Source organism: Kroppenstedtia guangzhouensis, from assembly GCF_014637345.1.
In the GTDB taxonomy this organism is placed as follows: domain Bacteria; phylum Bacillota; class Bacilli; order Thermoactinomycetales; family DSM-45169; genus Kroppenstedtia; species Kroppenstedtia guangzhouensis.
In genome coordinates, this window is sequence record NZ_BMEX01000019.1 from 23430 (window position 1) to 40166 (window position 16737).

The 16737-nt window shown below is 53.3% G+C and carries 18 protein-coding genes; 13 read left to right on the top strand and 5 right to left on the bottom strand.

Going from position 1 to position 16737, the window contains the following annotated elements; all coding sequences use genetic code 11:
- Positions 1 to 166 precede the first annotated feature (166 nt).
- Entirely contained in the window at positions 167 to 787 is a 621-nt protein-coding gene (locus IEV46_RS15475) for a DUF47 domain-containing protein (protein WP_188433442.1), read from the top strand.
- Positions 780 to 1772, top strand: a complete 993-nt coding sequence (locus tag IEV46_RS15480; RefSeq protein WP_188433443.1) for an inorganic phosphate transporter — start codon at positions 780 to 782, stop codon at positions 1770 to 1772. Before IEV46_RS15475 ends, IEV46_RS15480 begins: the two co-directional genes overlap by 8 nt.
- A 94-nt stretch (positions 1773 to 1866) precedes the next feature.
- On the opposite strand, the gene IEV46_RS15485 is transcribed toward IEV46_RS15480, so the two are convergent.
- Positions 1867 to 2772 (bottom strand): hypothetical protein, encoded by a 906-nt coding sequence (locus IEV46_RS15485; protein WP_188433444.1) that lies wholly within the window; start codon positions 2770 to 2772, stop codon positions 1867 to 1869.
- A gap of 502 nt (positions 2773 to 3274) precedes the next feature.
- On the opposite strand from IEV46_RS15485, the gene pepV reads away from it, so the two are divergent.
- The 3 genes from pepV to IEV46_RS15500 are packed head-to-tail and all read left to right on the top strand — an operon-like array spanning position 3275 to position 6030.
- Positions 3275 to 4690 (top strand): dipeptidase PepV, encoded by a 1416-nt coding sequence (gene pepV, locus IEV46_RS15490; RefSeq protein WP_188433445.1) that lies wholly within the window; start codon positions 3275 to 3277, stop codon positions 4688 to 4690.
- 13 nt (positions 4691 to 4703) lie between these two features.
- A complete protein-coding gene (locus IEV46_RS15495) occupies positions 4704 to 5357 on the top strand; it encodes an MOSC domain-containing protein (RefSeq protein WP_188433446.1) in 654 nt (217 codons plus the stop codon).
- Between the two features lie 55 nt (positions 5358 to 5412).
- Complete coding sequence (locus IEV46_RS15500) at positions 5413 to 6030, top strand: NUDIX hydrolase (protein WP_229736169.1); 618 nt, start codon at positions 5413 to 5415, stop codon at positions 6028 to 6030.
- A gap of 41 nt (positions 6031 to 6071) precedes the next feature.
- Here the strand turns inward: IEV46_RS15500 and IEV46_RS15505 are convergent, their stop codons facing one another.
- The 3 genes from IEV46_RS15505 to IEV46_RS15515 all read right to left on the bottom strand — a co-directional run bounded on the left by IEV46_RS15505 (position 6072) and on the right by IEV46_RS15515 (position 9264).
- Positions 6072 to 7178, bottom strand: a complete 1107-nt coding sequence (locus IEV46_RS15505; protein ID WP_188433448.1) for an AI-2E family transporter — start codon at positions 7176 to 7178, stop codon at positions 6072 to 6074.
- Between the two features lie 129 nt (positions 7179 to 7307).
- On the bottom strand, positions 7308 to 7964 hold the full coding sequence (locus IEV46_RS15510) for a hypothetical protein (RefSeq protein ID WP_188433449.1): 657 nt from the start codon (positions 7962 to 7964) through the stop codon (positions 7308 to 7310).
- A gap of 151 nt (positions 7965 to 8115) precedes the next feature.
- Positions 8116 to 9264: a cysteine desulfurase family protein gene (locus IEV46_RS15515; protein WP_188433450.1), complete on the bottom strand. Its 1149-nt coding sequence runs from the start codon at positions 9262 to 9264 to the stop codon at positions 8116 to 8118.
- A gap of 195 nt (positions 9265 to 9459) precedes the next feature.
- Between IEV46_RS15515 and IEV46_RS18375 the strand changes: the two genes are divergently transcribed.
- The 5 genes from IEV46_RS18375 to IEV46_RS15540 all read left to right on the top strand — a co-directional run bounded on the left by IEV46_RS18375 (position 9460) and on the right by IEV46_RS15540 (position 12979).
- Positions 9460 to 9576 carry an FAD-binding oxidoreductase gene (locus IEV46_RS18375; RefSeq protein ID WP_188433451.1) on the top strand — a complete coding sequence of 39 codons (117 nt, stop codon included), beginning with the start codon at positions 9460 to 9462 and terminating at the stop codon, positions 9574 to 9576.
- Between the two features lie 103 nt (positions 9577 to 9679).
- Positions 9680 to 10078: an L-aspartate oxidase gene (locus IEV46_RS15525; protein WP_188433452.1), complete on the top strand. Its 399-nt coding sequence runs from the start codon at positions 9680 to 9682 to the stop codon at positions 10076 to 10078.
- On the top strand, positions 10044 to 10874 hold the full coding sequence (nadC, locus tag IEV46_RS15530; protein ID WP_188433453.1) for a carboxylating nicotinate-nucleotide diphosphorylase: 831 nt from the start codon (positions 10044 to 10046) through the stop codon (positions 10872 to 10874). The genes IEV46_RS15525 and nadC overlap by 35 nt, the downstream gene beginning before the upstream one ends.
- 6 nt (positions 10875 to 10880) lie before the next feature.
- A complete protein-coding gene (nadA, locus tag IEV46_RS15535; RefSeq protein ID WP_188433454.1) occupies positions 10881 to 11990 on the top strand; it encodes a quinolinate synthase NadA in 1110 nt (369 codons plus the stop codon).
- Between the two features lie 98 nt (positions 11991 to 12088).
- Entirely contained in the window at positions 12089 to 12979 is an 891-nt protein-coding gene (locus IEV46_RS15540; protein WP_188433455.1) for a DUF6612 family protein, read from the top strand.
- A 55-nt stretch (positions 12980 to 13034) separates the two neighbouring features.
- On the opposite strand, the gene IEV46_RS15545 is transcribed toward IEV46_RS15540, so the two are convergent.
- Positions 13035 to 13877 (bottom strand): L,D-transpeptidase family protein, encoded by an 843-nt coding sequence (locus tag IEV46_RS15545; protein WP_188433456.1) that lies wholly within the window; start codon positions 13875 to 13877, stop codon positions 13035 to 13037.
- A gap of 496 nt (positions 13878 to 14373) precedes the next feature.
- On the opposite strand from IEV46_RS15545, the gene pilM reads away from it, so the two are divergent.
- Genes pilM through IEV46_RS15560 form a run of 3 tightly spaced genes read left to right on the top strand, consistent with a single transcriptional unit; the run spans position 14374 to position 16662 of the window.
- Positions 14374 to 15378, top strand: a complete 1005-nt coding sequence (pilM, locus tag IEV46_RS15550) for a type IV pilus biogenesis protein PilM (protein ID WP_188433457.1) — start codon at positions 14374 to 14376, stop codon at positions 15376 to 15378.
- Positions 15375 to 16019, top strand: a complete 645-nt coding sequence (locus IEV46_RS15555) for a hypothetical protein (RefSeq protein WP_188433458.1) — start codon at positions 15375 to 15377, stop codon at positions 16017 to 16019. The genes pilM and IEV46_RS15555 overlap by 4 nt, the downstream gene beginning before the upstream one ends.
- Positions 16009 to 16662, top strand: coding sequence for a hypothetical protein (locus IEV46_RS15560; protein ID WP_188433459.1), 654 nt, complete (start codon positions 16009 to 16011; stop codon positions 16660 to 16662). The genes IEV46_RS15555 and IEV46_RS15560 overlap by 11 nt, the downstream gene beginning before the upstream one ends.
- Positions 16663 to 16737 lie beyond the last annotated feature (75 nt).

Sequence of the window (16737 nt, forward strand, 5' to 3'; positions counted from 1 at the left end):
TTGGCGAGATCCTTTACTCTCTTAAGGGAAAGAAATTGTTTTTAAATGGATGTTCCGTAGGGATTATTATTTGCTTCCCAACACAAAATGATTATTATAATATAGGATTGGTTGAGGGTTAGTCCATTGGGATTAAAAATTTGCCGTCCATTAGGGGGTAACCGGTTTGTTTTTTAATCGCTCAAAAGACTCTGTGTTCTATCAAACACTTGTGGAGGCGGCTGGAAACATCGTCGAAGCGATGCAACTTTTCCGGCAAAACGTCGAGACGCTGGAGCACAAGGAAGAGTATGCGGAAAAGCTGAAGGATCTGGAGAATAAAGGGGATGAATTCACCCACCTTCTGTTGCGTGAATTGAACCAAACCTTTGTCACACCCATGGACCGGGAAGATATTCTGCAGTTGGCTGTAAAACTGGATGACGTGCTGGACGGAGTGGAAGCCTGCGCTTCCCGATTTGTCTATTGTCATGTGGACAAGACCACACCTTATCTGATGCAGTTCGCGGAGATTCTGGAAAGGTCGGCTGAGTTCTTGCAAGAAGCATTTATTTCACTGGAGAAGCGTGACTTTAACAGCATTCAGAAGTATGTGGTGGAAATCAATCTCCTCGAAAACCAGGCGGATCGACTGATGCGGGAATCGATCGGTTCCCTGTTTGAAACCCCGATGGACCCGATCGAACTGATCAAGATGAAAGAAGTGTATGAGCGGTTGGAAGATGTGACCGACACCGCGGAAGATTTGGCCGATGTGCTGGAAAGCGTGGTTATGAAGTATGCTTGACCCGACCGTGTTGATCGTTCTGGTCGTTGTCCTTGCTCTGATCTTTGATTTCACCAACGGTTGGAACGACTCGGCCAATGCGATCGCCACCGTGATCGGGACCCGTGCCCTCACTCCTTTTAAGGCGTTGATGTTGGCTGCTGTGCTCAACCTGGCAGGGGCATTCTTCTCCACCGCCGTTGCCAAAACAATTGGGGAAGATATCGTCGATCCCAACCATGTCACCCAGATGGTGATTATAGCCACGTTGGTGGCCGCGATCATCTGGAATACGGTGATGACGCTGATGGGTCTGCCGATCAGTGCTTCCCATGGATTGATCGGCTCATTGATCGGTGCCGCAGTCGCTTACAAAGGGATCGCGATCCTGAAATTGGGTGGAATCCTGGAGATCTTGATTGCGATGTTGGTATCGCCTCTGCTTGGGGCCTTTTTGGCATGGGTCTTGATGAAGCTGATTCGGGATCTGTTTCGGAACACCGCTCCTTCCAAGGTGAAGCGCATCTTTCGCCCTCTACAGATTTTGTCGGCCTCATTTATGGCTTTTAGTCATGGGACTTCAGATGCACAGAAGGCGATGGGGATCATCACTTTGGCTCTGTTTGCAGGCGGGTTTACAGACAATATGGAGGTTCCCTTTTGGGTAATTGTGTCCGCCGGTCTGGCCATGGCTCTGGGAACTGCGATTGGCGGGTGGCGTGTGATCAAGACCTTGGGCATGCGTTTAAACCATCTGAGCACGCCCCAAGGATTTGCAGCGGAAACTGCTGCGGCGGCTCTTCTGGCAACAATTGCCAAGGTCGGGATTCCAGTCAGCACCACCCATACGATCACCGGTTCCATCATCGGGGTGGGGGCCGCAGAACGGGTTAAATCAGTCCGGTGGGGGGTGGCGGGAAAAATTGTGTATGCATGGGTTTTCACCCTTCCCGGAACGGCTGTGATGAGTTGGCTGATTTATCAGGTGTTGAGGGTTTTGGAGTAGAATAGGTGGTTTTATTGGACAACCTCAAATCTTTCACCGGTTGTCTGCATCGCACAAAGGAGAAGGCCCTCCCGACGGGGGGCCTTTGCTCGGTTCAGACCACTGGGGCGTAAACGGGTCTCTCTTTTCGGGAGTTGCATTCCTTGCCTGTATCGTAGGAGATATTACCCAATAAACCGCACAGGGTGTCCTCAGAGGTTTTTCCTTTCCAGAAAGCGACGGTTCGATTGAGCAGATGGGCTCCTTCCTTCAGGGCGGATTCCCAGAGGGTGAGGAAGCTCTCCTGGTGTTTCTCTTTTGGAAAGTGTGGATGCACCCATTCTTCACCCGACACATTCAGGTAATCAATCCGGTCCCGAATCGGCCGGTGGCGGAAGGGGGAGATAGCTCCCAAGGTGAGCAGCCACTTGATACCGGTCGGATCATGGAAGATGGAGAGCGCCCGTTTCATGTCGCGATAACCTTCATTCCAATGGTGAGGCAACACAGACTCTGTCTCTTTCGGAAAATGTTTTTGGGCGGTACCTTGCAACACTTTCACCCATTGTCGGGGAAGAGAAGTTCCGATATCAATTCGTGGCACCACCGGTTGTTTCCATGTCTGGATCCCTTCCAGGCGTTGAGCCAACAAGGTGTCGATAATAACCTCCAGCTTCTGATGTTTATATTTTCCATCTCCGGATTTATAGATGATATAAGGATGCGTACAACGATCCAGGATATGATGAGTCAGGAACCCGGACACATAGTCCCGCATGCCGGGATGTTCCGCTGCCGCCGCAATCAGGTCCATCAAGAAAGGACCGCAGTGTTTTTGATGGATGACGCTGCCCAATCGACTCACCGATTTGTCTCGCTTCCAGGGCCAAAAGTTATGATACAGGAGAAAATCGGGACCTTGGCAACCGAGGTGGAAGGAGCGTAAGTCCCCTGCAGCGGACAATCCCGCCAGCTTCCGGACCCGGTCTCCAAACAGGATGTGACTCCATACATTGGGCAAAAGGATCAGCTCCTTTCAAAGGCTGGATCAATGCCGGGTCGGAAAGAAAAAAGGGCTTATCAATTTCTATTCGTTTTTTGCGACTTCATTCCTTTCTCCATTTGCGAAAAAAAGAAGGTCCTGTATGGAACAAAGGGAAAGCAGGACGATCACCGTCAGAGTGAGAGTGGGTGACAGCTGTTTTCATTGTGGTCAGTTGTGATAAGATGAATGCCATCACATGAGTTGGAACCAGAGGGAGATCCGGTCCCAGCCACCTGGGATGGGGGTCGCCGGACCGGAAATCGACCTGCCCTGGCCAGGGCGTGGTAGGTCAATTCAATTTTCCGAGGTATGTGAGACGTTGTGAGAGTAACAGAGGGAGGGTTGAGTTTCACATGGAGTGATTTTGGATCGTAAGAACAACGAAAACGACATGTGAAACCCAATCCCGACCGCCTTCAAACGCAGTAAATCACAACGCTTCTGGCTATACGTGGAAATTGCAAAGGAGGATGCAAAGGTGTCGATCGATTGGCAGCAAGAGATGAGCAGACGGCAGGATGAGATGATGGAGCGGTTGAAGGAGCTCTGTTCCATTGAGAGCGTCTTGGACGAGTCCACTGCTGGGCCGGGGGCACCCTTTGGCAAAGGAATCGCCGAAGCCCTCGACTATATGTTGGATCTGGGGGAAAAAGAGAGTTTTCGCACCAAAAATGTGGACGGTTATGCCGGCCATGTGGAGTACGGAGAGGGGGAAGAGATCCTCGGTATCCTGACCCATCTCGATGTTGTACCGACGGGGGAGGGGTGGACATCACCCCCTTTTTCGCCAGAGATTCGGGATGGGAAGTTTTATGCCCGGGGAGCCCAGGATGATAAAGGCCCGGCCATGGCTGCTTTTTTTGCTCTGAAGCTGGTGAAAGAGCTGGGACTGCCACTGAATAAACGGGTTCGACTCATCTTTGGCACTGATGAGGAGACCCACTGGCGGGATGTGGACTACTACTTCCAGCGGGAACCGATGCCTGAGACGGGCTTTACTCCCGATGCGGATTTTCCCATCATCCATGCGGAAAAGGGATTGCTCGATCTCACTCTGACCGGAAAGACCGCCCCGGCAGCCGACGACGGGGAGGGTGACTGGGTTTTGGCCCGGTTTGAAGCGGGCCAACGGGTCAATATGGTGCCTGATATCGCCGCTGCCCGCCTGGAAGGAGAAGGTGATGTTTTTGCGTTGAAGGAGAAGTATCAGGAATACCTGCTCAGCCATGGTATTCGAGGATATGCAGAAGAGGGGGATGATCATTTGAAGCTGGTGATGGAAGGGGTGGCCCATCACGGTTCGGAACCGGATCGGGGGGTGAATGCCGCCTATCGATTAACCCGGTTTCTTGACGGACTCTCTCTGGATGAATCGGGGGGAAGGTTTATCGCCTTCATTAACGACCTTTTGGCGGATGCCTTTTTCGGTGAGAAACTGGGAATCAATCAAGAGGATGAACGTGTCGGTCGGTTGACGGTGAATGGCGGCGTCTTTCGCTATGAGATCGGTCAAGGACAGCATGTGGAGCTGAATATCCGTTATCCCATCTCCGCTGATGCGGAAGTGATCCGTCGACAGGTGCAAGGGAAAACAAAGGCATATGGCCTCCTGATCTCCGAAGAGGATCACAAGCCGGGGCATTTCGTTGATCCGGAGCATCCTCTGGTACAGACACTTCGCAGAGTGTACGAAGAGGAGACCGGGAAAACCGGCGAACCCTTCGCCATCGGAGGAGCCACCTATGCCCGGGCGCTCAAGACCGGGGTGGTTTTCGGCCCTCTCTTCCCCGGAACGGCCGAGACGGCGCACCAAAAAGATGAATTCATTCCGGTGGATGAATTGGTGAAAGCAGCGGCTCTGTATGCCCGGGCGATTTATGAATTAGCGAAATAAGGGGATGGGAAATTTGCAAAAGGCGAGGCTCTTATCGGTTCAGGTGGGAAAACCACAGATATATACGGATGATGGCAAGGAGTGGATCAGCGCCATCGTCAAAAAAGCGGTGGAAGGACCGGTTTTCCTTGGGAAGCTCAACCTGGAGGGGGATGGCCAAGCCGACCGCAAACACCATGGCGGCCCGGATAAGGCTGTTCTCGCCTACGCCGCTTCCCACTATGAGCGGTGGAGACGACACCCGGATCTTCCGGGGATCGGCCCTGGCGGCTTCGGGGAGAACTTCACCGTGTCCGAACAAGATGAGGACAAGGTTTGCATCGGGGATATCTACCAAGTCGGAGAGGCTTGGATCCAAGTATCCCAACCCCGCCTTCCCTGTTGGAAGTTGGATCGGCGCTGGGGTGTGAAGGGATTGGCCGGACGTGTGAGAGATGATGGATACAGCGGCTGGTACCTGCGCGTCCTGGAGGAAGGAAGAGTGGCGGCGGGGCAGGCAGTGCAATTGGTGGAACGTCCCGATCCCCGCTGGACGGTCCGCAAGGTGAACGACATCCTTCACAAACGGGACCGGGATCCCGGGATGATCCGGGAGTTGGTCGCTTTCCCGCCTCTTGCTGAAAGTTTGCGCCGTATTCTGGCCGCCCGCTTGGAGAGGACGAGCTGATCTTCCCCTCCATGAAGGCACGTGGATTTTAAAGGGAGGGGATCTCGTGGCGGAAATGCTGGATATCATAGGGCCGGATCTGCAGGTGGTCGGGGTGGCTGATCGGGAACGGGTACACCGGGAAGGGCTATGGCATCATACCTTTGACTGTTGGTTGTATCGATGCGAGGAAGGAAAGATCTATCCTCTGTTTCAACTGCGCCATCCCGGTAAGAAGGCCCATCCCGATCAATTGGATATAACCGCAGCCGGCCATTTGCTGAGTGGGGAAGGCCGGGAAGACGGGGTGCGGGAGCTGGAGGAAGAGCTGGGACTTCCGGTGCATCCGGAGGAGTTGATCTACCTCGGTGTCCACCGGGAAGAGATGCGGGGAGAGGGATGGATCGACCGGGAGTATCGTCATGTCCACCTACATCAATTTAAGGGATCATGGGAAGACTTCAACCTTCAACCATCTGAAGTCTCCGGGCTGTTTGAGGCGGAGCTGTCGGAAGTGGTTCAACTGATGGAAGGAAAAAGGGCCACAGCCCGTTTCCGGGGGTTCACTGGGACGGAAGTTTCGACCGGCAGGCATGAGGAGCGGCGGGTGACCTGGGATGAGTTGGTTCCTCACTCCAAAAAGTACTATCGGATGGTGTTCCAGGCATTGGAAGCACAAAGGGGTCGGAAATGAACAAAGAAGGAAGCCGGGTAATCACCGGCTTCCTTCTTTGTTCATTTTGTGTCCGGTTTGGCTGTCTCCACATTGCGGCGGTTGCGGAGGAGGATCAGGCGATAGGTGTGGCTGACTATCACCTTGAGGACTGCATAGGTGGGAACCGCCAGCAGCAAGCCGAGGAATCCACCCAAGCTGCCTGCCACCAACAACAACAGGATGATCGTCAAAGGATGGATGTTGAGGGTTCTTCCCATCACTTGGGGTGAGATGAGGTTTCCCTCAAGTTGCTGGGCGACCACGATCACAATGAGCACCTTCAATGCCATCAAGGGAGAGTCGATGATTCCCACGATCAGGGCGGGGATGGCACCGATCAGTGGTCCGATGAAGGGGATCACATTGGTGAACATCGTGATCAAGGCCAGGATCAGGGAATAGTCCAGTTTGATGATCAGATAGCCGATATAAGTCAGAAACCCGACGCAGAGACTGACCAACACCTGTCCTTGAATAAAGGAACTGATCGCCCGATCCATATCCGCCAGGATCCGTCTCCCCTCGGTCCGTTGGGTGGAAGGGAGAAAACGAAGCACCTGTTTCGGAGCTTTTTCCCCATCTTTCAGCATGTAGAAGAGGATGAAGGGGACCGTCACAAAAACGACAATGATATTGGTCAGGAGTCCGATGAAATTGGCAATGTTGGTGAAGATAGTGGATGCACTGCTGCTCAAATAATCCGTTATATCCTGAATCAACTTCTCCAGGTTTTGTTGCTCAAAATATATGCCCACATAGGGATTCTGTTTCAGTTTGACCAAGTTGTCCCCCAGTTTGGCGATCAAGTCATCAGAATTTTTTACAAGTGTGGTGATCTGCTCTTGCAAAGGGGAACCGATCAGGAAAACCAACAGGATCATCAGTCCGATGAACAGCAGGTAGATCAGGAGGATGGAGTAAATCCGGGCCACGCCCCGCTTTTCGAAGAACGTGACCACCGGTCGGAACAGGTAATACAATACACCGGAGAGAAGGAACGGGAAAAAAAGTGTTTGTACCAGCACAACCAATGGCCGAAAAAGAAAACTGATCTTTGTTCCGACGAAGATGATCAAGAAAGCCAACAATATCCCGTATCCAATACGAAAGGGCTTCGTTTGTGGCATGTGAACCAGGTGTCTCCCTTCAAAAAAGGTCCGATATCTCCAACTTATCCAACCGGAGGGGTAACTGTACAAAAAAGCCCGTAAACCGGGCGGGCTTACGAGGCTTTTTTGTACCGGCGGAGCGGCGGCTCATTCCATCGTTTTCCCATCACCCGGGACCGGCTTGAAGAAACATTCAGGTTTTGAGTGATCTCCGTTCCCCTGTTCCGGCTCTTCAGGCTCTTCACCGGGTGGTTCCGGCTCCGGTTCCTCCGGGTCAGGGGGGGTATCACCTCCGGGGGGGATTGGATGGGGTTCGTTACTGGGGGGCTCCTCCGGCTCGGCTCCGTCATCGGGTTTTGAATCGTCCGGGACCGGTTCATCTTTTCCGGGTGGGATGCCGGGCTGGGTCGGGTCCGTCCGGGCTTTATCCGGTTTGTTCTTTTTCGCCGGTTGGCTCGTTTGGGGCTGTGTCGTCCTGTAAATCGGGACAGCCCCGGAAGGAGATCTCTCCGGTGAATCCAGTTTGGCCAGCCTGTCATCGGGTTTCCGGTCCGCCGGGGCCTCCTCTTTTTTGTGATGGGAGTCTCCCAGGTCTTCCTTTTGGGAGAGCCGGACTCGTTTCTTGGCGAACTGATCATCGGATACAGTTGATCCGCCTGCTACTTTTTCCCGGGAGCTCCATGAGTGTCCCTGAGGAGCCTGTGCCACCGGCAAGGTGACAAATCCTGAAACCATCAGGGTACTGACAAAACTGAACAAGGCTGCCTTGCGGAGTTTACGGGTTCGGTAAAATTTGACACGCACTTTCGGTTTCCCTCCCTCCGTCAGAAACTCACCCCGGTTTCCGCATTCATACTAAGTGTAACAAAAACCGGAGGGGTTGTCTTGTTGAAAGTTAGCAGTCAGAACATAAACAGTCGATGGTACCAGGGGCCGGGGGGGGCGGAGACGAGGATCAGAGCAGACGGGAGCGGAGGTCTACAACCGCCTGTTTCAGCCTTTCCGTCAAGAGGTGAATCTCTTCTTCCGTCGTCTGGTGTCCCAATGTGATCCGCAGGCTTTGATAAGCTGCTTCATCGGATTGTCCCATGGCTTTCAGAACATGGGAAGGCGCCTGTTTCCCGGAACTGCAAGCGGAGCCGCTGGAGACCGCCACATTCAGCCGGATCAATTCCAAAAGTACGGCCTGTCCCTCCAGTCGATCAAAGGAGATGTTCAGATTGTTGGGGAGGCGACGGACAGGGTGTCCATTTAACCGAACGCCACCAATCTCATCCTGGATCCTCTCCCACAACAGATTTCGCAGTCGGGTCATGGATTCCCGGGTTTGGGTCACTTCTTCGGCGGCCAGTCGACAGGCAATTCCCAGCCCGACAATTCCAGGCACATTGAGGGTGCCGGGGCGGAGTCCCCGCTCTTGGCCGCCTCCGAACAGGATCGGTTCGATCCTCACTCCCTTGCGTAAAAATAATGCTCCTATCCCTTTGGGGCCTCCCACCTTATGACCGCCGAGGCTGAGCAGATCGACATCCCATTCCCGCACATCCACAGGAGATTTCCCGAAGAATTGCACGGCATCGGTATGGAATAATATACCCCGTTCTTTTGCCAAGGAGGCGACTTCACGGAGGGGTTGTAGGGTTCCCACCTCGTTGTTGGCGGCCATGACCGAGATGAGGATGGTTTCGGGAGTGATTGCTCTTTCCAGATCCGTTTTCCGGATACGACCCCATTCGTCCACTGGTAAAAATGTGACGGAGAAGCCCTCCCTCTCCAGTTGACGGCAGGTTTCCAAAACGGAGGGATGTTCCACCCGGGTGGTGATCACATGATGTCCCCGATGACGATGTTTGCGGGCCGCCCCCAGGATAGCCAGATTATTGGCTTCACTTCCCCCGCCGGTAAACAGGATTTCCCGGGAGGAGCCGCCGATGGATTGAGCCACTTCGAACCGGGCTTTCTCAGTCAACTCAAAAGCTTGTTGTCCCGGGTCATGAAGACTCCCAGGGTTGGCGAATGTTTCCTCCATGCAACGGACCATGGACTCCTGTACTTCCCTTCGCAAAGGAGTGGTGGCCCCGTGGTCAAAATATAGAGAGTCCAACTCTGTCAGCCTCCTGTCATTGGCCGATCATATTTTCACAAGGATTTTTATGCTGTTTCCGATTATATATAACGAGATCCGAAAGAAGAGAGGTTCATCTTTGTGAAAAAATGCTCAAAAGATGTTGACAAATACTTATTTCCTGAGAAAATATAGATGAATTTTTGGTGACAAATTTGTGAAAGGGGTCACAAGATGAAGACGATTGAAACCGATTTCGCAGTGGTGGGAGGCGGTCTCGCCGGATTCATGACTGCTTGGCATCTGGCGGGGCACGGCCAGGTTCATCTCTTCACGAAAACCTGTCGGTGAGGGGAATTCTCACAGGCCCAAGGAGGAATCGCAGCTGCAGTGGGAGTGGGGGATTCTCCCGAATTGCATCAAAAAGATACTCTCCTTGCCGGAGCGGGGCTTTGTGAAGAGGAGGCGACTTCCCCCTCCGTCAGGGAAACCTCGGGTCGACCATTCGCCTGAATTGTTTATTGATGAACAAAAAGGGAGTTTCAAAACCGATCATCTTCGCCAGATCATGTGGGAACACGCCGGAATCATTCGGGATGAAAAAGGGTTGATCAGCGGATTGGATTCAGTTGCGAGGCTGTCCCGGGAGCTGGAGCCGGGAGACGTGACTTGCCACAATATGATTACCCTTTCACAAATTGTTTTGAAGTCAGCACTTCTGCGGGAAGAGAGCAGGGGTGGGCACTATCGTCGGGATTTTCCGGCATCCAGTGCTGCATGGGCAGAGAAACGAATTCTGGTTCGAGGGGGGAATTCAGTTGAATCAGTTGCAACTCAGAGCATTGGTACGTGAAGCATTAAATGAGGATATCGGAGCAGGGGATTGGACCACCGAATGCTTGGTCGCGGAGACAGAACGAACCACAGGGATCTTTCTGGCAAAGGGAGATGGGGTGGTGGCGGGATTGCCGGTGGCGGAGGAGGTATTTCGCCAATTGGACCCGGACATCCGGTTGACCCGTGAAGTGGCGGAGGGAGATCGGGTTTCTTCCGGTACCGTCTGGGCCCGGGTGGAGGGAAGTACTCGCGCTCTGCTCACCGGGGAGCGGGTGGCACTCAATTTTCTGCAGCACTTGTCCGGAATCGCCACCGTCACCCGCCAGGTGGTGGAGGCTCTGGAAGGGTTGGACTGCCGGGTGCTGGATACCCGGAAAACGATGCCGGGGCTGAGGATGTTGGAGAAGTACGCGGTCCGGACTGGGGGAGGGATTAATCACCGTTTGGGGCTCAGTCATGGGGTGATGATCAAGGATAACCATATCGCCGTGGCCGGAAGTTTGCGGAGAGCGGTGGAGAGGGTTCGCTCCCGGGTGGGCCACATGGTTCAGGTGGAGGTGGAGGCGGACACCCTGGAACAGGTGGCGGAAGCCGTCTCCCTCGATGTGGATGGGATTCTGTTGGACAACATGGATCCGGAAAAACTGCGGCAGGCTGTGGCCATCGTGGACGGCCGGGTCTGGACGGAAGCCTCAGGTGGCATCACCCCTGAAACCGCGCGAAGGGTCGCTGAGACCGGAGTGGATGCCATCTCCCTGGGATGGCTGACCCATTCGGCTGAAGCCCTGGATATCAGCCTGGAGATTCAATAAAGGAGGATGATGGACATGGAATTGTTGACAGCAAACTTTTCTGTCCTTCCGGAGAGATACCGCCACTTGTCCCACCGGGAAGTTGATGAGCGGATTCAACAGGCCCGGGACACCCTGGGTCCGGATTTGGTGATCATGGGTCACCATTATCAACGGGATGAGGTGTTCCGCTTTGCCGATTTTACCGGAGATTCCTTGGAGTTGGCCCGAATTGCCGAACAACAGAACAGAGTGCGCTATATCGTGTTCTGCGGCGTCCATTTCATGGCTGAAACCGCAGATATCCTGACCGGGGATGGACAGACCGTGATCCTTCCGGATCACAGAGCCGGCTGTTCCATGGCGGACATGGCCGCCATCGATCAGCTTGAAGAGGCTTGGGAAGTGATGCAGCAAGAATTTGGGGATACGATCCTCCCCGTGACTTATGTCAATTCCTCCGCTGACATCAAAGCTTTTGTCGGACGCCGTGGCGGGACCACTTGCACTTCTTCCAATGCGGAAAGTGTGTTGAAGTGGGCTTTTTCCCAGAAAAAGAGAATCCTGTTCCTTCCGGATCAACACCTGGGCCGGAACACTGCCTATTCAATGGGAGTGCCTTTGCAACAGATGGCCATCTGGGATCCAGTCCATGGACAGTGGGAGGAAGTGAAGGGACCGATGGAAGAGCTTCGTGTCCTGCTGTGGAAGGGATTCTGCTCTGTCCACACCAAGTTTACCCTTGAGCAGATTTACCAAGTGCGGGAGCGGGATCCGGAAATCCGGGTGATTGTCCATCCCGAGTGCACCTTTGATGTGGTTCAGGCCGCTGATGAAAATGGATCCACCAGCTATATCATCCAACGGATTGAACAGGCTTCTCCGGGAAGCAAATGGGCCGTGGGTACCGAGGTAAACCTGGTGCAACGCCTCGCCCAAAACCATCCCGAACAGCAGATCCAACTCCTCAGTCGGACGATGTGTCCTTGTCTGACCATGAATCGGATCGACCGTCCCCATCTTTTGTGGGTCTTGGAAAGCTTGCTGGAAGGTCATCCGGTCAACCAAGTGACTGTGGAACCCGAAACCTCATACTGGGCAAGGAAGGCATTGGATCGGATGTTGTCGGTTGTGTGAATTGAATGAAAAAATATGGACACTACAAAAATTTGGCTTCTTGTGTAACAATGGATTTGTTCAGCAATATTACCATTTCTAAAGAGAGGTATGATTACATGTTGCGTTTATCCCGTCTGTTGGCCATTTCTTTAACGATGGTCCTCCTGTTCACAGGTTGCCTGTCCCAAGGCCCTACAGCTGGGGAGGCTGAGGATACGGAGAAGAGTGAACCGCTGAAGAAGCTGACCACCCGGGAAGTGATTGCAAAAACACAGAAAGTGACAAACGAAGCAAAGGGACTCACCTTCAAGACGGAGGGTAATCAGAAGATCCAATTGGAAGTGGCGGGTCAGACCCAAGGAATCGATCAAAAAATCAACATGGATGTCAAAATGACCAACAACCCGGCTGCCATGCACTTTTCGGGCACAGTGGAAGGGGGCGGTCAGTCAGGCAAGTTGGAAGCCTACCAAGTGGGAGACGAAATCTATCAGCAATTGGACGGAACCTGGGTGAAAGGAAAAGGGGCCGACCTGAGCCAAGCATCCGGCGGTCAGGCGGAGGACCCTTCCAAGGCTCTGGAAATGCTGATGGAGATCCTCTCCAAGTTTAAGGGAGATAAAGACACTCCCTTCCAGATGGAGGAAACGGAAGATGAATATATCATCACATTGAAAGTAACCGATGAGCAAAAAGAGATCAAGGAATTGATGATGAAACAACTCTCCGGTGCATTGGTCCCGGCGATGAAACAGGCGGGTGTAACCATCAACGAAACGGACATCAAGTTGAACTCCCTGGAGCAGGTCTATCATATCGACAAGAAAACCTTTGATCAGAAGAAAGTGGATCAGTCCATGGAATTGGAGCTTCCGATCCAAGAGGGTGGAATCTCCGGCTTAATCAAGGTGGAACAGTCCACGGCTACCACCATGACCGGCAAATTTGAAGGAACGATTGAAGTACCTCAAGAAGTGAAGGATCAAGCACGGGAAATCTCCATGTAACTTCTTTTACAACAAGTGAAGCGCCCTGAACTGGGGCGCTTCACTTGTTGTACTCTCATCGGACAATGTTTTGATGAATAAAGGCCGTTTGACCGCTTTTCAGGCGAATCTGGATCCAGTTGCCTTCCTTTCCGGTTGCCTCCAGTTGCTTACCTCCGATCACCCGTTGCAGAACCTTTCCCGACATGGATGGGGCTTTTCTGATGTTGGCGAGACGGGCGGTCACTGTCACCTCTCCCTTGCGAGAAAGGACAGTGTTGCCCCCTTTCCGGGCCACAGACTGATGGATATAAGCGGTTTGCCCATCGGCCCGTTTCACCCGGTGCCAATCCCCGACGGTTCCGGTCAGAGTGAGTCGGGTTCCTTTTCCTGATTGCCCGACGACAGGAGCTGTCAGGGAGGGTTGGGAACGAAGGTTGGACTGGGTGGCTGTAACGGTCACCTGTCCGGAAACGGCATTTACCTTGGGACTTTGCCTTCCATCGTGAATTTTGACTAAAGTTCCCTCGGGAACCCGGTTGTATAGGTCGATCACATCCCGGTTTTTCATCCGAATACAACCGCTGGAGGCGTAGGTGCCGATGGAATCTGGCTGGTTGGTTCCATGGATTCCGTAGGTGCGACCCCGGTCTCCGTTCACTTGGATGCCGATCCATCGTTCTCCCAGGGGATTTTCTGACAATCCGCCGGCAATCCCCTTCCATCCCGGTTTGATGAATTTCACCACAACTTTAAAGGTTCCCTCCGGAGTCAGACTCTGGGACCGACCTGTTGCCACAGAATAGGTTTTGATGGTCCTTCCATCTTGATGCAAAGTGAGTCGGTTCGTCGCTTTATTTACCTCGATCCAGGGTCGGGTGGAGGCAGCTGCATCCGTGACGGGAACAGCTGCACCCAAAAACAGGGCCGCCGTCAGAAATACAGAGAGGCCCGAAGTTCCCCATGATCTCCACTTATTTATTCCGGTTCTCCTCCTTCTCATATAAAAGTGGCGGATTCCTTGACGGATCCGTCACTGGATTTGGTTTTTTGTTCTCTAATCATCATATAAAGGAAACAGCCACTAAGACAGATGGATTTGGAGTGAAAAAAGGTTGTTTTTCAGGGAAAAACCCTTCCTTTTCTCTTCGCACGGCTTCCCCCGCTCGAAGGCTTCGGTTTACTCTTTCAAAAAAGAAAACCCCTGAGTTGACGCGGGGCTCAAGGTTTCAGGGAGTTGATGGTAAAGAGGTGAGCGAATTATATTGAAAGGCTTAGCCGGAAGGATCTAATCTGCTTTTTTGCAGGAAAAATACGAACGGAAGGAAAGGATTTTTCCTTTGAGCATCAAAGATTTAAGAGATAGGCAACTATCAAATGGGATGACTTCGAAGATTGTGGAGGAATTAGTGATCATGCCCCTGTTTCCACGTTTTTCTCTGGGAATGGAAATGAATGATTCCCTGTTTAAATTGGTGGAGATGAAAAAGGGCCTGCGTCGGACACGGCTGACTCAATATGTGGTTCATCCGCTGTTGCCGGTTTGGCAGGAAGAGCGGACTGCGGTGGACCGTGAAGAGTTGATTCAGTCGATTCGGGATGCCCTTTTGGGTCGACGTTTCCGAACCCGACGGGTTCATCTCACTCTCAGCAACCGTCATGTGATCACCGGGGTATGGAACATCCCTGAAATGCGTCCTTCCCGGGTGCGGCGGTGGATTGAAAAGAAAGTTCTTCCGGAGTGGGATCTCCCCTATGACGATCCTCACTTCGATTATCAGCCGATCGGCCATGTCTGGCAGGAAGGGGATCACCAAGCAGTGGTGGTGGCGGTCACCTCGCGTTCCCATGTGGAGCAGATGGTGGAGCTGATCGGCTGTTGCGGTTTGGAACCGGTCTCCATCGACCTGGCGGCCCACAGTTTGCAACGGTGGGTCCATTTTTCCGACGATGGATCCTTGCCCCGTCTGGTCACCCTCCAAGTGTCCAGGGAAGGGGTGGAGGTGAATCTGTTCCATCATGGAGTGCTTCAGGGAGGAATCTATCTGTCCCTCGGGATGGATTCTTTTGCAAGGGAAGGGGTCCAGCCCGGGGTGGACCCGCTTTCTCCGGTATTGTCAGACCCAGATCCTATCGCGGCTTATGGTCATGCACTCCTGGAAGCACTGAGAAAGGAGGGTCCGGATTGGCTGAGAAGGGAACTGTGGAAACCGGGTCGGGTATGGGTTCTGACGGGAACGGGGATCGATCTGAACCAACTGCTCCGCTGGATGAAGAACAGGGAGACTCCCCAGGTACAGCTGGGGATCGGTCCCCGGGAAATCATGGACGAGGAGATGAGCCTTCATTCCTCCCCCTGGCTGGAGACCGCTTTGTCCATCCCCTTGGGGGCGGCATTGAACGGAGTATACGACGAATGAACCTGATGCCGCCGGTTCCGGCGGGAAGACGTTATTTCCGTTTGGGATTAACGCTCATCCTGCTCTGGTTGGCCCACTTTGCATTTTTCATGGGTTGGTATTTTAATGAACAGTACTTGAAAGCCATCGGAATGGAAGAAACTCACCGGGCCCGGATGAAGGCATTTCGGGAAGATCGGGAGAAGGTAGACTCCCACCGGAGATTTATGAAGCGTTTCGGCCCGGAAGTCAGATACCGGGAATCGGTGGAGGAATTGGAGAAAAACCGGATTTTGTGGGCGGACGGTTTGCGATTGGTCAACGATCACCTTCCCGCCGGCGTCGAGCTTTTCCATGCAGAAGCTGACGGACGGCGGATGGACGGGTGGGCGGTGTTCCCATCCCTGTCAGAAGCGGCGGCTTTTCTGGAAGCCCTGAAAGGAGAGGAACGGGCGGAGCAGGTCTCCCTGGACTGTCTGGGCAAAAACTGTGCCGGAGATGCTGCGCCGAAGAAAGTGGATCAAGGGGAGCAAATCCTGCACTTCCACTTTTTCCTGAAAGTGCAATCGGGTACAGAGGATTCCGGGCAGAGTGAGACAACGGGGACGGAGAATCCAGCCCATCTCTCCCCGCAGTCGGAGGTGGATGACGATGTGGAATAGAAAACCGAAACCGATGCGTCCCATCGGCCATTGGAAAAACGGCAAAACCCTCTTTGGGATCTGGGCAGGAGGCACCTTTTTGATCTTATCCGCCTCCCTGGCGGCTCTGTATCCGATTCAACACCGGATCCAAGAGATCCGGCAGGAACAAGCGCAAGCGCAAACCCATCGACAACAGAACCGGGAAATCCTCCGACCCGGGTTTCAATCACCGACGGAGCCCACTTCGGAGGAGTTAGTTTCCCTTCAGGATAAAGTTCCGGTCACGGCGGAGCCGGGCCGTCTCCTGACATCCCTGCAACAGGCGGTGCAGAGTTCGGGTGCCCAGTGGGAGGAACTGCGCACCGCAGAGAAAGCCTCGGAGCTTGCGAAGATGGATGAGGAGAAAAACAAGGAGAGAAGGGAGAGCGATGATGAGGAAGCGAAAAAGGAACCCGGACCCTTTCCCAAACCGGCCGACGGTTCCCGACTCCATCCCCGCTGGGCCGATCTATACATTCGGGGAACGGAGGAGCAACTCCTCACTCTGTTCGGCAACTTGCACCAGATGAAACGACTCGTCTCCGTCCAAGGTTGGGAGTATGTCGGAGACCAGGAAAAAAAGCCCGGCCGGATGGTCTTGACCCCGTCAAGTAGACAATGAAAAAAAGAACGGTTATGCGGCGACTTTTTCCCGATGCTCTACAGGGGAAAGGTCGCCCAATTTTTTCTGGAAACG